Here is a 15376-nt window from a genome sequence, read left to right on the forward strand (position 1 = left end):
CTTATACTCTCATTTATCCCATAGCCTATTTACTCTAAGAATTCCTGGAACAGTCGATTCCCTTCATGATTCAACAAGGTTATCCTAAATACTCACCATGAACGGTATCAATACCTTAATGTTCGTCCCGCGTTTGTCGAAGGACTTGCCCAGAGATTCCTTCAGTGAATTTCAGCCCTTAAAGTAATATCGACTGACACCAGAAAAATCAGATGAAACAAGCAGTAATAATCTTTATAAAGCTGGTTTTGCCGCTGACCCTTACGGGTTGCGGCTACCTGGGATTGTATCTTGCCAATTCACTGACACATTTGGATAACTACACCGCCATTGAAAATATTGCTTATGGCGACCATGAACTTAACCGGCTCTCTGTCTACTTACCTGAACATAAGAGCAGCCGCCAGGCGACCGTCATTTTCTTTTACGGCGGCTGCTGGGGTGGCTGTGAAACCCTGAATAAAGAGGATTACCTTTTTGTAGCCCAAGCACTCACGGCTCAAGGATTTAACGTCGTCATCCCGGATTACCGCCGCCATCCCGAAGTCAAGTTTGACGGTATCATGCGCGATGCCAGCCACGTTGTCGAATGGGTTAAAGCCCACATCGCCGAATACGGCGGCGATTCAAATAAGCTGTTCCTGATGGGGCATTCTGCCGGCGCGCATATTGCCGCCCTATTGACGCTGAATGAAACGTACTTAAAACCAAGCACTTACCAGAGCATCAAAGGCTTTATCGGTTTGGCGGGGCCTTACGATTTCTTGCCGTTTACCGATGATTATCAACTCATCGTTTTCGGCCCTGTAAAGAACTATCCCAATACCCAACCCGTCAACTTTGTAGACGGGACAGAACCCCCGTTATTGCTGCTCTACGGCAATGATGACAGCATCGTAAAGCCGGTCAACATAGAAAGCTTAACACGCACAGTCCAACGCAAAGGCGGCCACGTAGAAGCCCATCGTTATGACGGCATTAACCATGTCGCTATCATGGGAGCACTGACAATCCCCTTCCAGACACATCAGCCGATATTGCATGATGTTGTTGCATTTGTTAACCATTCCCTGGAAAACCGATAACCTAATGTTGCCGCAGATTTAACCAGCCATCGCATGACACCCGAAAAGCCACTTATTCAAACTTACGTCTTGCTTGCCTTGATCGGTTATTGCTTGTCAATAACTCCCGTAAACGCACAGGATTTCAAAGGTGCGGCGTGTGTTATTTTTGTTAATGATGAAATAGTCCTGGTAAAGGATATACTCAGCAATCGCCTGTCTTTTCCCGGCGGTTACCTCCATTCAGGGGAAAGCCCTGAACAAGCCGCCCAACGGGAAACCTACGAGGAAACAGGCTTAAAAGTCACTGTCGGCCCCCAAATAAGTGCCTCCGACCGATCTGCCCAGTACTTATGCAGAAGCGATACGCCAGTTCCCCTTCTCTCCAGAATGGGCTTTGAATCCAAGCCGATTGTTTACGCGCTTTCTGCCCCCGACTATGCCAAAGAAGTTCGCCAAGTTTATTTGATCCGCCCACAATCTGTTGACGCGTCGGAACTGCGCTTTCCCCATCAAATTAACGCACTGCCTGACATTAAAAACCACCTCGAATGGCAAAGTCGGACAGTTCTGATACCCGAACTGGCTATGCCCATCAACAAGCTGCACAAAGTTGAACTGGAAGCCATCAGCCAATTTCAACAATGGCTGGCCCCGCAAGCCGACCCCTTATTCAGGCTGCTGAATATACTGGGCGAAAATTCACTCTTCTTTTTTCTTGTTCCCATCATTTGGGTTTATGCGGGCTGGAACATTGGCTTGCGATGTATCGCGCTATTGATAATGGCCGCTGAGTTGAACACTATCTTAAAAGTGCTTTTTGCCCAGCCGCGCCCTTTTCATTTAATGCCGCAACTACAGCGCATGGAAGCTTACGGATTTGGCTTGCCGAGTGGACATGTCTTGGTAGCCACTGTCATTTGGGGTTATTGCTGGCATTCTTTCAAGCATTTGTTACCGGCACAACATCATCGATCCGGCTTGGGGTTGCTGATTTCTTTGCTTATCGGCTGCGGCCTTGCCCGCGTTTATTGGGGCGCACATTTTTTCTCCGACGTGGTCGCCGGCGCGGGGCTTGGGCTGCTCCTGCTATGCCTGTTTATCCGTTTAGAAAGAACGGGACGCTGGCATCAAATCCTGTTGGTAAGAAAGTTGCCTTGGGTGATCGGGTTTGTCCTCATTACGGCAGCCACCTTTTTTGCGCCCGGATCGCTATCAATCCAATTAGGCGGATTAACACTGGGTTTATATTTGGGCTTGTGCGTTGACAGGACGCAAGCCTTGCACAAAAAAGTCGCCATCTCCTGGCAAAGCAAAAGCCTGCTCGCAGGCTTAGGTATCATCGGTATCGTACTGCTAGATAACGCCGCTAAAACCATCGCCAGTCACCAAGCCGACAGCATCATTGTCATGCTGGTTTACTTTGCTTCCTACCTGTTGATTGGGCTATGGCTGATGGTGGGTATGTATCTGTTGCTTTGCACGAACCGGACTAAATCTTTGCAGCGCTAACCTTTAAGAAAGCTCTGATTAAGTCCTTCGACAAGGCTCTCCTGAGTATATCGAAGGGCTCAGGACGAACGGTTACGGGTTGATTCCGTTCGTGGTGAGCCTGTCTAACGCTCTCCTGAGCGAAGTCGAAGGGCATGAACGAAATCAACTTACCCAGAGTTTCATTAAATTTTGAGATAAGTAGGATGACAGGCCATATCTCCGCTATTTTTGTCGCCCCATCTAAACATGCTGAACAATTAGCCTTTGATGCCGTGCAATTGAAAGCCAAAAAAGGCATCGTCGGCGACCGCTTTTTCGGCTACCGGCAAAAACAGCCGGGACGCAACCTGACCTTAATCGAATGGGAAGTCATCGAAGAATTCAACCAGACTTATCAATTAAACCTTCCCCTAAACGCCACCCGGCGCAATCTTATTACGAATGGTATCCGGTTGAATGGCCTAGTCGGCAAGACATTCAAGATTGGTCAGGTAGAATGCCGAGGCATCGAACTGTGCGAGCCGTGTAAAGTCATGGCTAGGCATTTTCCAGCCACCTCACTTTCCCAGACCGACATTATTCGCGCCTTTATCAACAAAGGCGGCATTCGGGCGGAGGTGTTGACGGATGGAGTGGTGAGGTTGGGGGATGAAATATTTAGCGACATTATTTCTATGTAGATACCGGATTAGACGCGCAAACCGTATAATTTTTATGTATGTGCAAATTTACCGCGCGTCGTAATCCGCCATTTAGATACACACCACATTCGGCGGATTACGCCGCGCCCAAAAGTAATCAAAACGGATAAATAGAGAGTGTTGCGCGGCTAATCCACCCTACGGCCCTCACGCTACAGTGTGGAAACGATATATGTTTTGAAATTACAAATCCTTAATTTTCTCCCTTTGAACTTGCAAGTTAGTTAATGCCTGGTGCATGTCGGCTAACTTTGCCTTTTCCTTTTCGATGACCTCTGCAGGTGCTTTATCGACAAACGCCGGATTACTCAACTTGCCTTCGACGCGCGGCAAGTCGTTTTGGATGCGTTGGATTTCTTTGTCCAATCGCGCCAGTTCTGCCTCTTTGTCGATTAAACCTGCCATTGGGATTAATAACTTAAGATTTCCCACCAAGGCGATGGCGGATTCAGGGGCAATTTCATCTCTTTCTAAGCAGGTAATAGCTTCCAGACGGCCTAATTTTTTAAGGTAGGTTTGGTTACGCGCCAAATATTTTTGGTCTTGGTCAGTCACATCTTGCAATAAAACAGGCAGCGGCTTACCGGGTGCAATGTTCATCTCCCCGCGAATGCGCCTCACCCCTAAGATGAAATTCATGACCCATTCCAAAGCTGTAACAGCTTCTGCATCCTCCTGGGCTGTATTGATTGCTGGATAAGGCTGCAACATGATGGTCTCGCCCTTGATGCCAGCCAGCGGCGCGACGGTTTGCCATATTTCCTCGGTAATGTACGGCATGATAGGATGGGCTAAACGCAGCACAGTTTCCAACACGGCCAATAAGGTCTTGCGCGTACCGCGTTGGATGACCACATCGTCCGATTGCAGGGAAATTTTTGCCAATTCCAAGTACCAGTCGCAAAACTCGTTCCAGGTAAAGTCGTAGATGGCTTGCGCCGCCAAGTCAAAACGGTAATTCTCGATGGCTTGACTGGTCGTCGCAATGACTTGATTCATACGGGTGTTGATCCAATGATCGACTTGGGTGTACTGGCAATCCAAGCCGGATATGCAGTTATCCTGCCCTTCGGTATTCATCAACACAAAGCGCGCCGCATTCCACAGCTTGTTGCAGAAATTGCGGTAGCCTTCCACCCGCCCCATGTCGAATTTGATGTCGCGCCCAGTGGATGCGAGCGAGGCGAAGGTGAAGCGCAGGGCATCGCAACCGTAAGGCGCGATACCGTCGGGGAATTCCTTGCGGGTGCGCTTGTCAATTTTTTCCGCCATTTGCGGTTGCATCAAGCCGCTGGTACGCTTGGCAACCAGTTCGTCTAAGGTAATACCGTCGATAATGTCCAGCGGATCAAGCACGTTGCCTTTGGACTTGGACATTTTCTGGCCTTCGGCATCACGCACCAGCCCGTGAACGTACACGTTTTTGAATGGGACTTGTGGCGTTCCATCTTCGTGTTTCATGAAGTGCATGGTCATCATAATCATCCGCGCCACCCAGAAGAAAATGATGTCGAAACCCGTTACCAAGACATCGGTGGGATGAAAGGTAAGCAGTTCTTTGGTTTTTTCAGGCCAACCTAAAGTGGAGAATGTCCACAAGGCCGACGAAAACCAAGTATCCAATACGTCTTCATCTTGACGCAATTCGTTATCTGTCGGCAGACCGTATTTGCTGCGCACTTCGGCTTCATCCCGCCCGACATAAACATTGCCGTGGTTGTCATACCAGGCAGGGATGCGATGCCCCCACCAAAGCTGGCGGGAAATACACCAGTCTTGAATGTCGCGCATCCAGGAAAAATATAGGTTTTCATACTGCTGCGGCACGAATTTGATGTCGCCGTCTTCCACGGCCTTTATCGCCGGTTTGGCGAGTTCTTTGGCATTGACGTACCATTGGTCGGTCAGCCACGGCTCGATAACCACACCGGAGCGGTCGCCGCGCGGCACTTTTAAGGTATGTGGGTCGATCTTTTCCAATAAGCCAAGACTTTCGATTTCGGCAACTATCTTTTTACGTGCTTCAAAGCGATCCAACCCGACGTAGGCGGCTGGCGCTTTTTCACCGTGCGTTCCGGCATAACCTTCAAAGGTCAACACGGTAAATTCGCCGATGACTTTAGCGTCGCGGTCGAATACGTTTATCAACGGTAGGTTATGGCGTTTGCCGACTTCGTAATCGTTGAAATCATGCGCAGGCGTAATCTTGACGCAACCGGTGCCAAACTCAGGATCGGCGTAATCATCGGCGATAATCGGGATTTCACGGTTAGTAATCGGCAGCGTAACGATTTTGCCAATAAGGTGCTGAAAGCGTTCGTCGTTCGGATTGACGGCAACGGCGGTATCGCCGAGCATGGTTTCAGGCCGTGTAGTTGCAACAACAAGATGCCCAGAGCCATCAGCAAGTGGGTAACGGAAATGCCACATCGAGCCTTTTTCTTCCTCGCTCACTACTTCCAAGTCGGAAATCGCGGTATGTAACTTAGGATCCCAATTAACCAAGCGCTTGCCGCGGTAAATCAAGCCGTCGTCGTAAAGCTGAACGAAAGCTTCCTGCACCGCTTTGGATAAGCCTTCGTCCATCGTGAAGCGTTCGCGCGTCCAATCTACCGACGAACCCAAGCGCCTCAACTGGCGGGTAATCGTACCGCCGGATTCGGCTTTCCATTCCCACACTTTTTCCAGAAATTTTTCCCGTCCGAGATCGTGGCGGGTTAAGCCCCCCCCTGCCAGTTGCCGTTCGACCACCATTTGCGTGGCAATCCCAGCGTGGTCGGTACCGACCTGCCATAAGGTATTTTTGCCCTGCATCCGCTGGTAACGGATCAACGCATCCATAATCGTATTATTAAAGCCGTGCCCCATGTGCAGGCTGCCGGTGACATTAGGCGGCGGGATCATGATGCAATAAGGCTCGCCCTGCCCTGACGGCGCAAAATAGCCTTTGGTTTCCCAGTTTTGATACAGGCGTTGTTCGATGTCGTGCGGTGCGTAGGTTTTTTCCATGTAACTTTTGTTTTTTAATTATTTTCTAAACTTCAATCCAGGTTCTATTGCTAAGCTGCCTTCAAATTACTCTTTTCGCAATTTCAATGTCTTTCCGTAACAAATCATTCACTAACGTCTGTAAATTGTCCTGTTTGCCAACACGCTTTTCATTGAAGTATTCCAAGATGTCCCTATCCAGATATATCGGCAATTGAATGTCCTCGACAGGCACATAAAATTTGCCTTGTTCAGCGTTTGAAAAATCGTATTCTTCTTTCATTTTTCTTGCCTCTTAACGTAAGTTGCCGTTTCAGTTGCCGTTGCTTTTCTGGCAGAGATAATCCGTATTACATCATCATGTTGTATGTTCATAGGGATTCCAGGTTATTTAGGTTTCTAGCGTTCTTATGCCCCAGTTGCATCCACAGCAACTTTCCTTATCTATATCATTAAAAGTAAAGCAAATATTTTAACAGTTTAAGAATAGGCGTTGGGAGATTTTGGTGTAAGTGGCTTCAAATAAACTTTTCCACATGAATTTAACAGCCTGTCCCAATTAAATATTAAGTTCATTTGCAGTTATTTAAGCAAAAAATAGCATCAATGCGAACTAGGCTGTTTTCAAATGCAAGCCGTTACCGCTATGAATATGACGATGAAGCCCGATCGGGATGTTTTTGTCGCAATAAAGCCCAAAAATCAGGTGCATTAAGTATCCCTTTGGCCATCACCGCTTGACAAAATTTTCACTTAGTAGACACTAGACCAGTTTTTACTTCCCAAGAGACCGCTTTTGAACGATTTGTCCCTGGGTATGCTCGTTGGCATACTCGTCTTGATGCTTTTTCTTTCCGCGTTTTTTTCCGGTTCAGAAACGGCATTGATGGCCTTAAACCGTTATCGTCTGAGACATTTAGTCAAACTCAAGCATAAGGGCGCAATCAAAGCCCAAAGGTTGTTGCAACGGCCTGACCGTTTGTTGGGTATGATTTTGCTGGGCAATATCTTTGTCAATACCGTAGCCGCCTCTGTCGTCACGATTATCGCCATCCGGCTTTATCCAGAGCAGGAGAGCAATGTCCTGATTGCCGACGGCATCCTGATTCTCGTCACCTTGATTTTTTCGGAAGCCACGCCAAAAACGTATGCCGCCGTCCGGCCAGAAACCTTGGCGTTTCCCTCGGCATGGGTTTACGTCCCTTTACTGAGGCTGTTTTACCCAGTCATCGAATTCGTTAACATTTTTGTTAACCTGCTGTTACGGCTATTTAGGATTGACGTTAAAGCGCACGGCATGGAATCGCTCAGCAAAGACGAATTAAAGGTCGTTATCGCCGAAGCGGAAAGTTTCATGCCAGCGCGTTACCATAAAATGCTGATGGGTATCCTGGATTTGGAATCGGCAACGGTTGAAGACATCATGACACCCCGCAATGAAATCGTGGGCATCGACATGGAGGCGCCGCTTGAAGACATCGTCAACCAGATAAAAACCAGCCCACATACCCGCTTGCCGGTGTACAAGAAAAGCATAGACCGCGTGATTGGCTTTTTGCATTTGCGGAAAGTGCTGGTGTTGATTAATCATGGGGACTTTGACAAGCAAATGATTGTCAGCTTGCTCAGCAAACCGGTTTTCATCCCCGACACCACGCCTGTCCATGCCCAAATGGTGAAATTCAAGTCCGAAAAAATTCGGATCGGCCTAGTTGTCGACGAATACGGCGACGTGGAAGGTTTGGTGACGCTGGATGACTTATTGCAGGAGATTGTCGGTGAAATGATCACTGACGATACGATGGTCAGGGTGCAAGGCGACGGCACGTACCTGGTCGATGCCAACATAACGGTGCGGGAACTTAACCGCTTTATGCAATGGGAGTTGCCGACGGAAGGCCCGAAGACGCTGAACGGCCTGATCATCGAGTTTATGGAAACCATACCCGAGGCCGGGACAAGCATTAAGCTGCACGGTTATCCGTTGGAAATTATTAAGCGTGATGGAATGGCGGTCAAGCTGGTTAAGTTTTTGCCTGAGCATTCGACCAAACCGTCATAGTTGGGAAACGACATCCAACGCTTCCGAAAGCGTCGCAACGGGGTGGATTTGCAAGCCTTCAATCCGTTTTTTGGGTGCATTAGCCTTGGGGATCACCGCTATTTTAAAGCCGTGCTTGGCGGCATCGTTTAAACGCGACTGACCGTTCGCAACGGGCCTGATTTCCCCGCTCAAGCCGATTTCCCCGAAAAAGAACGCCTCGTGCGGTATCACCTTATCCCTAAAGCTGGAAACAATGCCGACGATAATCGCCAAGTCGGAGCTGGTTTCCGTCACCCGAATGCCGCCTACTACATTGGCATAAATTTCGTCATTCGCCGTAAAAATGCCACCATGGCGAGTCAACACCGCCAGCAACATGGCGAGACGGTTTTGGTCAAAGCCGACCGCAAGCCTGCGTGGGTTACCGTACTGGCATTCCGTGACCAAAGCCTGAATTTCAACCAACAACGGACGCGTACCTTCCCACAACACCGTCACCACACTACCAGGAGAGGGCTTGTCCGGTCGGTTCAGGAACATGGCCGAGGGATTTTTCACTTCTTTTAAGCCAGCGCTGTCCATCGCAAAAAAACCCAACTCCCCGACACTGCCGAAGCGGTTCTTATCCGCCCTCAACACCCGAAACCGGGCATCATCGGTGGACGACAGCATCACCTGGGTATCGACGATATGGCTCAAGGTCATAGGCCCTGCCAGGGATTGATCTTTGGTGACATGACCGACCATAAAAATGGAAATGTGGTGTTTTTTTGCATACTGGGTCAGGTAACTCGCCGATTCCCTGACTTGCGAGACCGAACCCGGTGCGGATTCCACATCTTGGGAATAAACGACCTGGATGGAATCAATCACCAACACCTTCGGTTGGATTTCGTCCAGCACATCGCAAATCCGTTGTACGGAGGTTTCAGCCAGCATCATGATTTTGTCGGCAGGCAATCCTAAACGGTGAGCCCGTTCGGCAATTTGCTGTAAGGACTCTTCGCCAGACACATAGAGCACTGGCACACCTTGGATCGCAATATTGGCTATTGCCTGTAGCAATAGCGTGCTTTTGCCCGCCCCTGGGGCTCCGCCGATCAACACCACGCTGCCTGTCACAATGCCGCCGCCCAGCACTCGGTCAAATTCGGACATGCCCGTCGCAATACGTTCTGCCTGCGCCAAACTGACATCAGACAGTAACTTCACTTCTGAAACACTGCCCGCATAGCCCAAGGAACGATTGTTGCGTTCACTAGCGACTGCCCCCAACCTAACTTCCTTGATCGCGTTCCATTCGCCGCAACTGGTGCACTGCCCATTCCAACGCGGGTAATCCGCGCCGCATTCTTGGCAAACAAAGGCGATTTTGGCTTTCTTACTCATTTGCAGGTTAATCTGAAAAAGCCATCATCAATCCACGTCCCTGCATTTTCAACCACAACCGCCTACTTTGATAATCGGGTATATGTTCTCCAACCAACGACCAAAATTGGCGGGAATGGTTTTTTACCCGAATATGGCAAAGCTCATGCACGACCACGTATTCCAACACTTCTTTCGGCGCCATAAGCAACAGCCAGTTAATGTTGATGTCATTGTGGATTCCGCAACTACCCCAACGGCTTTTCTGTGTCTTGACGGTAATCCTTCGGGGGAATAGCTGTTTTTTGGCGGCATGAATGTCCACTAGCTGCTCAACAAGTGGTTTAGTCTGTTTTTTCATCCAGCGAATTAAGGCTTCCCTGATTTCAGGGTTGTGCCTATCGGGATGCATGGTTTCGGGGATATGGGCGATATATCCTTCACTAAACTCTATTTTCACCCGTTTCAATTTCGATGACTTGACCGTCAGCGGATATACGTTGCCTTGGTAAGCAATGCTTGCCCCGGATTTATACTCAATCGGCACGAAACTACTTTGTTGCGGACTCGAATCCGCCATTTTGTTGAGTGCCTGGGTAATCCACTGCTGTTTTGCCTGAACAAATTTATGCAGTTTATGCTCCGGTATTTGCAGTGGAGCGACAATTTCCACCTGACCAGGCTTGACCACAATACGCGCATTGGCAACCCGTAAGCTGCGTCGAATGCGATAAGTAAAGGGTAACGTAGTCATTCAGTGGTATCTGTGAGTGGTGGCGAAGCTATCGTAGCATTAGCGAAGGATTAGGATAAAAACAGGTTAGCCAGCCTTTTTCCGTTTTACCGACCCATCCGCAATCTGGCAGTCCTCCAACGAATCCATCTGCATTTTTGCGCACTTGATCCCGGCATCGTTAATGGCTTTCTGCATGGTTTCTATTTGCTTATCCAGGGTTTGGATATGGTCGAGCATGTGGTTGATCGCATAAGCAACCGGATCGGGCATGTCGGCGGTCGCGCCGTAAGCATCGAAGCCCATTTTGCTGGCGATTTTATCGCGTTCGGTTTGTTTTTTCTGTGCTTCAGGTTCTTTTGACAATTCGGGGTTGCTGTCCAGCCAGCCGTATTGCGGTTTGTCCGCCCTGGCTTGCATGTCAATGACATGGCCTGGGATGCCAACTACCGTCGCTCCTGCCGGAACGGGCTTTAGGATGACCGAATTTGATCCCACGCGCGCACCTGCGCCAATTTCAATGGGGCCAAGAACTTTAGCGCCTGCACCAATAACTACGCCATCATGCAATGTTGGATGGCGTTTGCCCTTATTCCAGGTCGTGCCGCCCAATGTTACGCCGTGGTATAAGGTGCAGTCATCGCCGATGACTGCCGTCTCACCGATCACCACGCCCATGCCATGGTCGATGAAGAAACGCCTGCCGATTTGCGCGCCGGGATGGATCTCAATGCCCGTCAACCAACGGCTGATATGGGCAATAAACCGCGCCATCCATTTGAATCCGGCATTCCAAAGGGTATGGCTAATACGGTGGATCAGCACCGCATGAAACCCTGGATAGGCCGTGACCACTTCCAACACCGATTGTGCGGCGGGATCGCGTCCGAACACACAGGCTATATCTTCTTTTATCCGTTCTAACATCATTAGCTCCGCTTTGTTTTAGCCTTATTGCCTTGGGACATCCTTAAAATACCCCTGAGAATGTCCAGTTCTTTGCTATCCAAGTGTATCCGGTTATAAATTCGGCGCAATCGCCGCATAATGGAATTCGACTGATCGGGTTGCATAAAATCAATATCGATCAAGGCTTGATGTAAATGACCATAAAACGACTCCATTTGTTCAGCCGACGCCAGCGGGATTTCGCCTTTATCGCCGACCCGGTTGTTTTCCTGCAACCCCGCAGCCACAAACAATTCATAACAGACGACTTGCACGGCGGCGGCGATATTCAAGGAACTATATTTGCTGTTGCAGGGAATCCGCAGCAAGTAATGGCATAAGTCCAATTCGTGATTCTTCAATCCCGAATTCTCCCGACCGAACAGGATAGCCACCTGATTGCCCGGTTCATGAATAACGACTTTCTCCGCACATTCACGTGGAGTCAACTCCGGCCAGCTAATCGTGCGGCACCTTGCGCTAGTCCCTAACACCAACTGGCAATCGGCAATGGCATCCGGCAATGTCGGGTAAACCCTGGCGGCAGCCAAAATGTCATCCGCACCCGAAGCCCGTGCCGTGGCATCGGCACTCGGAAAAACCTTGGGATTGACCAGGCACAGGTTACCCATCGCCATATTTTTCATCGCCCTGGCAACCGCACCGATATTGCCGGGATGCGAAGTTTCGACCAGGACAATCTTTATGTTAGCCAGCAACGCCGCCCCTTGTTTAAAAAAAGAGCCAAGTTTATCAAAAGATTTGTTATCCTAACCGTGTTTTCTAACCGCTCATTATACAATTAACCTATGCAACCCATGCTCAATATCGCCATCCGCGCTGCCCGCAGTGCTGGCGACATCATCCTGCGTTCATCCGATAACATCGGCCAGCTCAATATCGACCAAAAAGGCAAAAACGACTTTGCCAGCGATGTAGACCGCGCCGCCGAACGGGAAATCATCAATATCATCCGAACGGCCTACCCCGACCACGCGATTCTTGCTGAGGAAAGCGGACGACACCAGGGCAATGACTTTGTCTGGGTGATTGATCCGTTGGACGGCACCACCAATTTTCTGCATGGTTTTCCACAATATGCCGTCTCCATCGCCTTAAAGCACAAAGGACGGTTGGAAGTTGCCGTGATTTACGATCCCTTACGTGACGAATTGTTCACCGCACGGCGTGGTGGCGGCGCTATGTTAAATAGCCGCCGCTTGCGGGTAACCAACCAAGGCACTATGAAAGGCGCATTGATTGGCACCGGCTTCCCCTTTAAAACCGACCTTCATCTGGATGCTTATGTTGGCATGTTCAAAGCCATCTCCATGCAAGCCGCTGGTATTCGTCGGGCAGGTGCAGCCGCGCTCGATTTGGCTTATGTTGCCGCCGGTCGTCTGGACGGATTCTGGGAAATCGGCATCATGGAGTGGGATATGGCGGCAGGAATCCTATTGATACAGGAAGCAGGCGGAGTCGTCACCGACCTTTCTTTTAATGACAATTACCTCGCATCCGGTAATGTGATTGCAGGAAGCGTAAAAATGCACCAATTATTGTACAAATTGATCGAACCGCATGTGACGGAGAATTTGAAATAATTGGGTTAAATTTGGTCAAGCCCTTCGAATCTCAGGACGAACGGTAAAGATTGGTTACCTACGTGGCGAATTATGAACTTATCGGATGATCGAACGATAAGCGGAACCAAGATTTCATTCCAATGCGCTTTGTGTTAATACAATTTTGCAGCGACTTGTCATTCCGGCAGGGATTGCCGGAATGACAATCCCTACAATTTCATCTCATGCAACTGCATATTGATGATCCTAAGTGTCGCCAGCACCGCCGCAAACACCTGGTTAGCATGGACACCACGGGTCTTGCGGATATTGCCACCACAATCCCAGGTGATTACGCATTCCGTCAGCGCACTGGTCAGTCCGCCTTTAGGGATACGCACTTCATAGTCTGCGAGCCTGGGCAAGGCGTAATCGTATAATGCCAACACTTTTTCGATGGCGTGCATGAACGCATCATAACCGCCATTACCGAAACCCGAAGCCACATGCTCCTTGCCGTTAATGCTGGCCCGTATACTGACGGTAGACTCCAGGTTGAAGCCGCTGGTGATGGAGCAATTCAACAACTTGATATGCTGGTAATCCTTGCTTGCAAGGACATCGGCAATGATAAAGGGCAAGTCATCCGCCGTAATGGTTTGCTTGGAATCGCCTAAACGGACGATTTGTTCCAGGACTTTTTTCTGGTCTTCCTCGGACAGTTCCAGTTCCAATTTCTCCAGATTTTTCTTCAAGGATGCCTTGCCGCTCATTTTACCCAACGCATAACTGCGGGTGCGTGAAAACCGCTCTGGACCTAGCTTAGTTTTATACAAACCGCCTTTGTGGTCGCCATCCGCATGGATACCCGCCGTTTGGGTAAATACGTCCGCACCGATGACTGGTGCATTGGCGGCAACACGCTTACCGGAGAAAGTTTCCACCATATTGCTGATCGCAAAGATATGGCTTTCATCAATGGCAAGCTGTAGGTGCATCTTGTCGCGCAAAACCACGGCGACTTCGGCCAACGATGCATTGCCCGCCCGTTCGCCCAGGCAATTGATCGTACAATGGATGGAGTTGACACCCGCACGTACTGCTGCCATCACATTCGCGGTCGCTAGTCCGTAATCGTTATGGGGATGGAAATCGAATTGCAATTCAGGATAACGGCTGCACATATCGCCCAGGTTGGCAAATACCTCGTCGGGCGACAACACGCCCAACGTATCGGGCAGCATGAAATGGTCAATTCCGGCATGGCGCAAGTTATCGACCAATTCATAAACATAAGCCGGATTATCATGATAACCGTTCGACCAGTCTTCCAGATACACATTCACCTTTAGCCCTTTGTCCAATGCATATCGGATTGTCTGGAGAATATCGGCGGTATGTTGGGCTAGGGTTTTGCCGAGCTGTTCACGGCAATGTTTTTCACTGCCTTTGGTCAGCAGGTTGATCACCCTGCCGCCTGTTTCGAGTATCCAATCGACACTCCGGGTATGGTCAACAAAACCCAGCACTTCTACCCGCCCGTCGAAGCCTTCATGCCTTGCCCAATCATTAATGCTTTTCACCGCCTCTTTCTCGCCTTGCGACACACGGGCGGATGCCACTTCGATACGGTCTACCCGTAACGATTGCAATAAGGCTTTGGCAATACTGACTTTTTCGGCAGGTGTAAACGACACGCCTTGCGTCTGCTCGCCGTCGCGCAGGGTGGTGTCCATGAGTTGGATGGTTCTGGTCATTACGGGCTTTTCTATAAAAATGGCAATCTAAAGGGGCAAATCTGTAGGTTGGGTTACCCATAGGGCATAAAAGCCGCACACGGCAACTAGGCGAAACTTTCTCATCGGCGATCGTGCGCCGTAACCCAACAACGAACATTTCTATACAGCCCAATGTTGGGATACGCCCCGCCCAACCGTCACAGTAATTCAAAATAAGTTGCAATTGCGGGGCTAACCCAACCTACGCACTGAACGCAAATAAGTTTTTGTTATTCAAGCATTTTTCTCAAACTTAACTCTTATTAGGGCAATCATATGATTTTTTGTTTAATTATGAATAGCATGAATCTAACGAGGTGTGAATACTCCACCGGCTAAAAGCCGGTGGCTTCGGGTTACGGCTCAAAGCCGGATTTGATCGACCCAATGGGTCGATTACACCACCGAAATCATCGTCGGGTTCATTCGACTGGCCTTCAATTTATTTCTTCCATACACCATCCGTTTCGCCGCAGGTCTACGCAAGCCAACACCATTTAAGCGATATTTTGTTACCCATACCAAGGGCGGGCATTTACACTCTAAAATCGTATGGCTTCAGCACTTGTAATCTTTCATGCCACTATTCTAGACCGATCCCCTTATCCCTGTCGCCTAAAGGCGAGGGATTTACTGATCCCCTATCGGGGACTTTAAATTGTTTTCTTTTCAATGATGAAACCGGCATAGTAG

The 15376-nt window shown here is 49.3% G+C and carries 12 protein-coding genes; 5 read left to right on the plus strand and 7 right to left on the minus strand.

Annotated elements, in window-relative coordinates; translation table 11 throughout:
- Positions 1-212: 212 nt before the first annotated feature.
- The 3 genes from MGMO_RS10260 to MGMO_RS10270 all read left to right on the plus strand — a co-directional run bounded on the left by MGMO_RS10260 (position 213) and on the right by MGMO_RS10270 (position 3238).
- Positions 213-1085, plus strand: a complete 873-nt coding sequence (locus MGMO_RS10260) for an alpha/beta hydrolase (protein ID WP_023494984.1) — start codon at positions 213-215, stop codon at positions 1083-1085.
- 33 nt (positions 1086-1118) lie between these two features.
- Positions 1119-2576, plus strand: a complete 1458-nt coding sequence (locus MGMO_RS10265; RefSeq protein ID WP_023494985.1) for a bifunctional NUDIX hydrolase/phosphatase PAP2 family protein — start codon at positions 1119-1121, stop codon at positions 2574-2576.
- Between the two features lie 134 nt (positions 2577-2710).
- Positions 2711-3238 (plus strand): MOSC domain-containing protein, encoded by a 528-nt coding sequence (locus tag MGMO_RS10270; protein WP_152976339.1) that lies wholly within the window; start codon positions 2711-2713, stop codon positions 3236-3238.
- A 204-nt stretch (positions 3239-3442) separates the two neighbouring features.
- Here the strand turns inward: MGMO_RS10270 and MGMO_RS10275 are convergent, their stop codons facing one another.
- Together MGMO_RS10275 and MGMO_RS10280 are read right to left on the minus strand one after the other, a co-directional pair.
- Complete coding sequence (locus MGMO_RS10275; protein WP_023494987.1) at positions 3443-6268, minus strand: valine--tRNA ligase; 2826 nt, start codon at positions 6266-6268, stop codon at positions 3443-3445.
- Positions 6269-6329: 61 nt separating this feature from the next.
- Positions 6330-6530, minus strand: coding sequence for a hypothetical protein (locus MGMO_RS10280; protein WP_023494988.1), 201 nt, complete (start codon positions 6528-6530; stop codon positions 6330-6332).
- A gap of 513 nt (positions 6531-7043) precedes the next feature.
- On the opposite strand from MGMO_RS10280, the gene MGMO_RS10285 reads away from it, so the two are divergent.
- Positions 7044-8309 (plus strand): HlyC/CorC family transporter, encoded by a 1266-nt coding sequence (locus MGMO_RS10285; RefSeq protein WP_023494989.1) that lies wholly within the window; start codon positions 7044-7046, stop codon positions 8307-8309.
- On the opposite strand, the gene radA is transcribed toward MGMO_RS10285, so the two are convergent.
- The 4 genes from radA to MGMO_RS10305 form a co-directional block, all read right to left on the minus strand.
- Entirely contained in the window at positions 8304-9680 is a 1377-nt protein-coding gene (radA, locus tag MGMO_RS10290; protein ID WP_023494990.1) for a DNA repair protein RadA, read from the minus strand. The genes MGMO_RS10285 and radA overlap by 6 nt on opposite strands.
- 7 nt (positions 9681-9687) lie before the next feature.
- Positions 9688-10413 (minus strand): M48 family metallopeptidase, encoded by a 726-nt coding sequence (locus tag MGMO_RS10295; RefSeq protein ID WP_023494991.1) that lies wholly within the window; start codon positions 10411-10413, stop codon positions 9688-9690.
- A 66-nt stretch (positions 10414-10479) separates the two neighbouring features.
- Positions 10480-11319 carry a serine O-acetyltransferase gene (gene cysE, locus MGMO_RS10300; protein WP_023494992.1) on the minus strand — a complete coding sequence of 280 codons (840 nt, stop codon included), beginning with the start codon at positions 11317-11319 and terminating at the stop codon, positions 10480-10482.
- A 2-nt stretch (positions 11320-11321) separates the two neighbouring features.
- Positions 11322-12059 carry an RNA methyltransferase gene (locus tag MGMO_RS10305; protein ID WP_023494993.1) on the minus strand — a complete coding sequence of 246 codons (738 nt, stop codon included), beginning with the start codon at positions 12057-12059 and terminating at the stop codon, positions 11322-11324.
- 90 nt (positions 12060-12149) lie between these two features.
- On the opposite strand from MGMO_RS10305, the gene MGMO_RS10310 reads away from it, so the two are divergent.
- The gene (locus tag MGMO_RS10310) at positions 12150-12944 is read left to right on the plus strand and encodes an inositol monophosphatase family protein (RefSeq protein WP_036307478.1); all 795 of its coding nucleotides are present in this window, start codon (positions 12150-12152) and stop codon (positions 12942-12944) included.
- A 191-nt stretch (positions 12945-13135) separates the two neighbouring features.
- On the opposite strand, the gene MGMO_RS10315 is transcribed toward MGMO_RS10310, so the two are convergent.
- A complete protein-coding gene (locus MGMO_RS10315) occupies positions 13136-14662 on the minus strand; it encodes an alpha-isopropylmalate synthase regulatory domain-containing protein (RefSeq protein WP_023494995.1) in 1527 nt (508 codons plus the stop codon).
- Between the last annotated feature and the right edge of the window lie 714 nt (positions 14663-15376).

The sequence above is a fragment of the Methyloglobulus morosus KoM1 genome, assembly GCF_000496735.2.
GTDB classification, from domain to species: Bacteria; Pseudomonadota; Gammaproteobacteria; order Methylococcales; family Methylomonadaceae; genus Methyloglobulus; species Methyloglobulus morosus.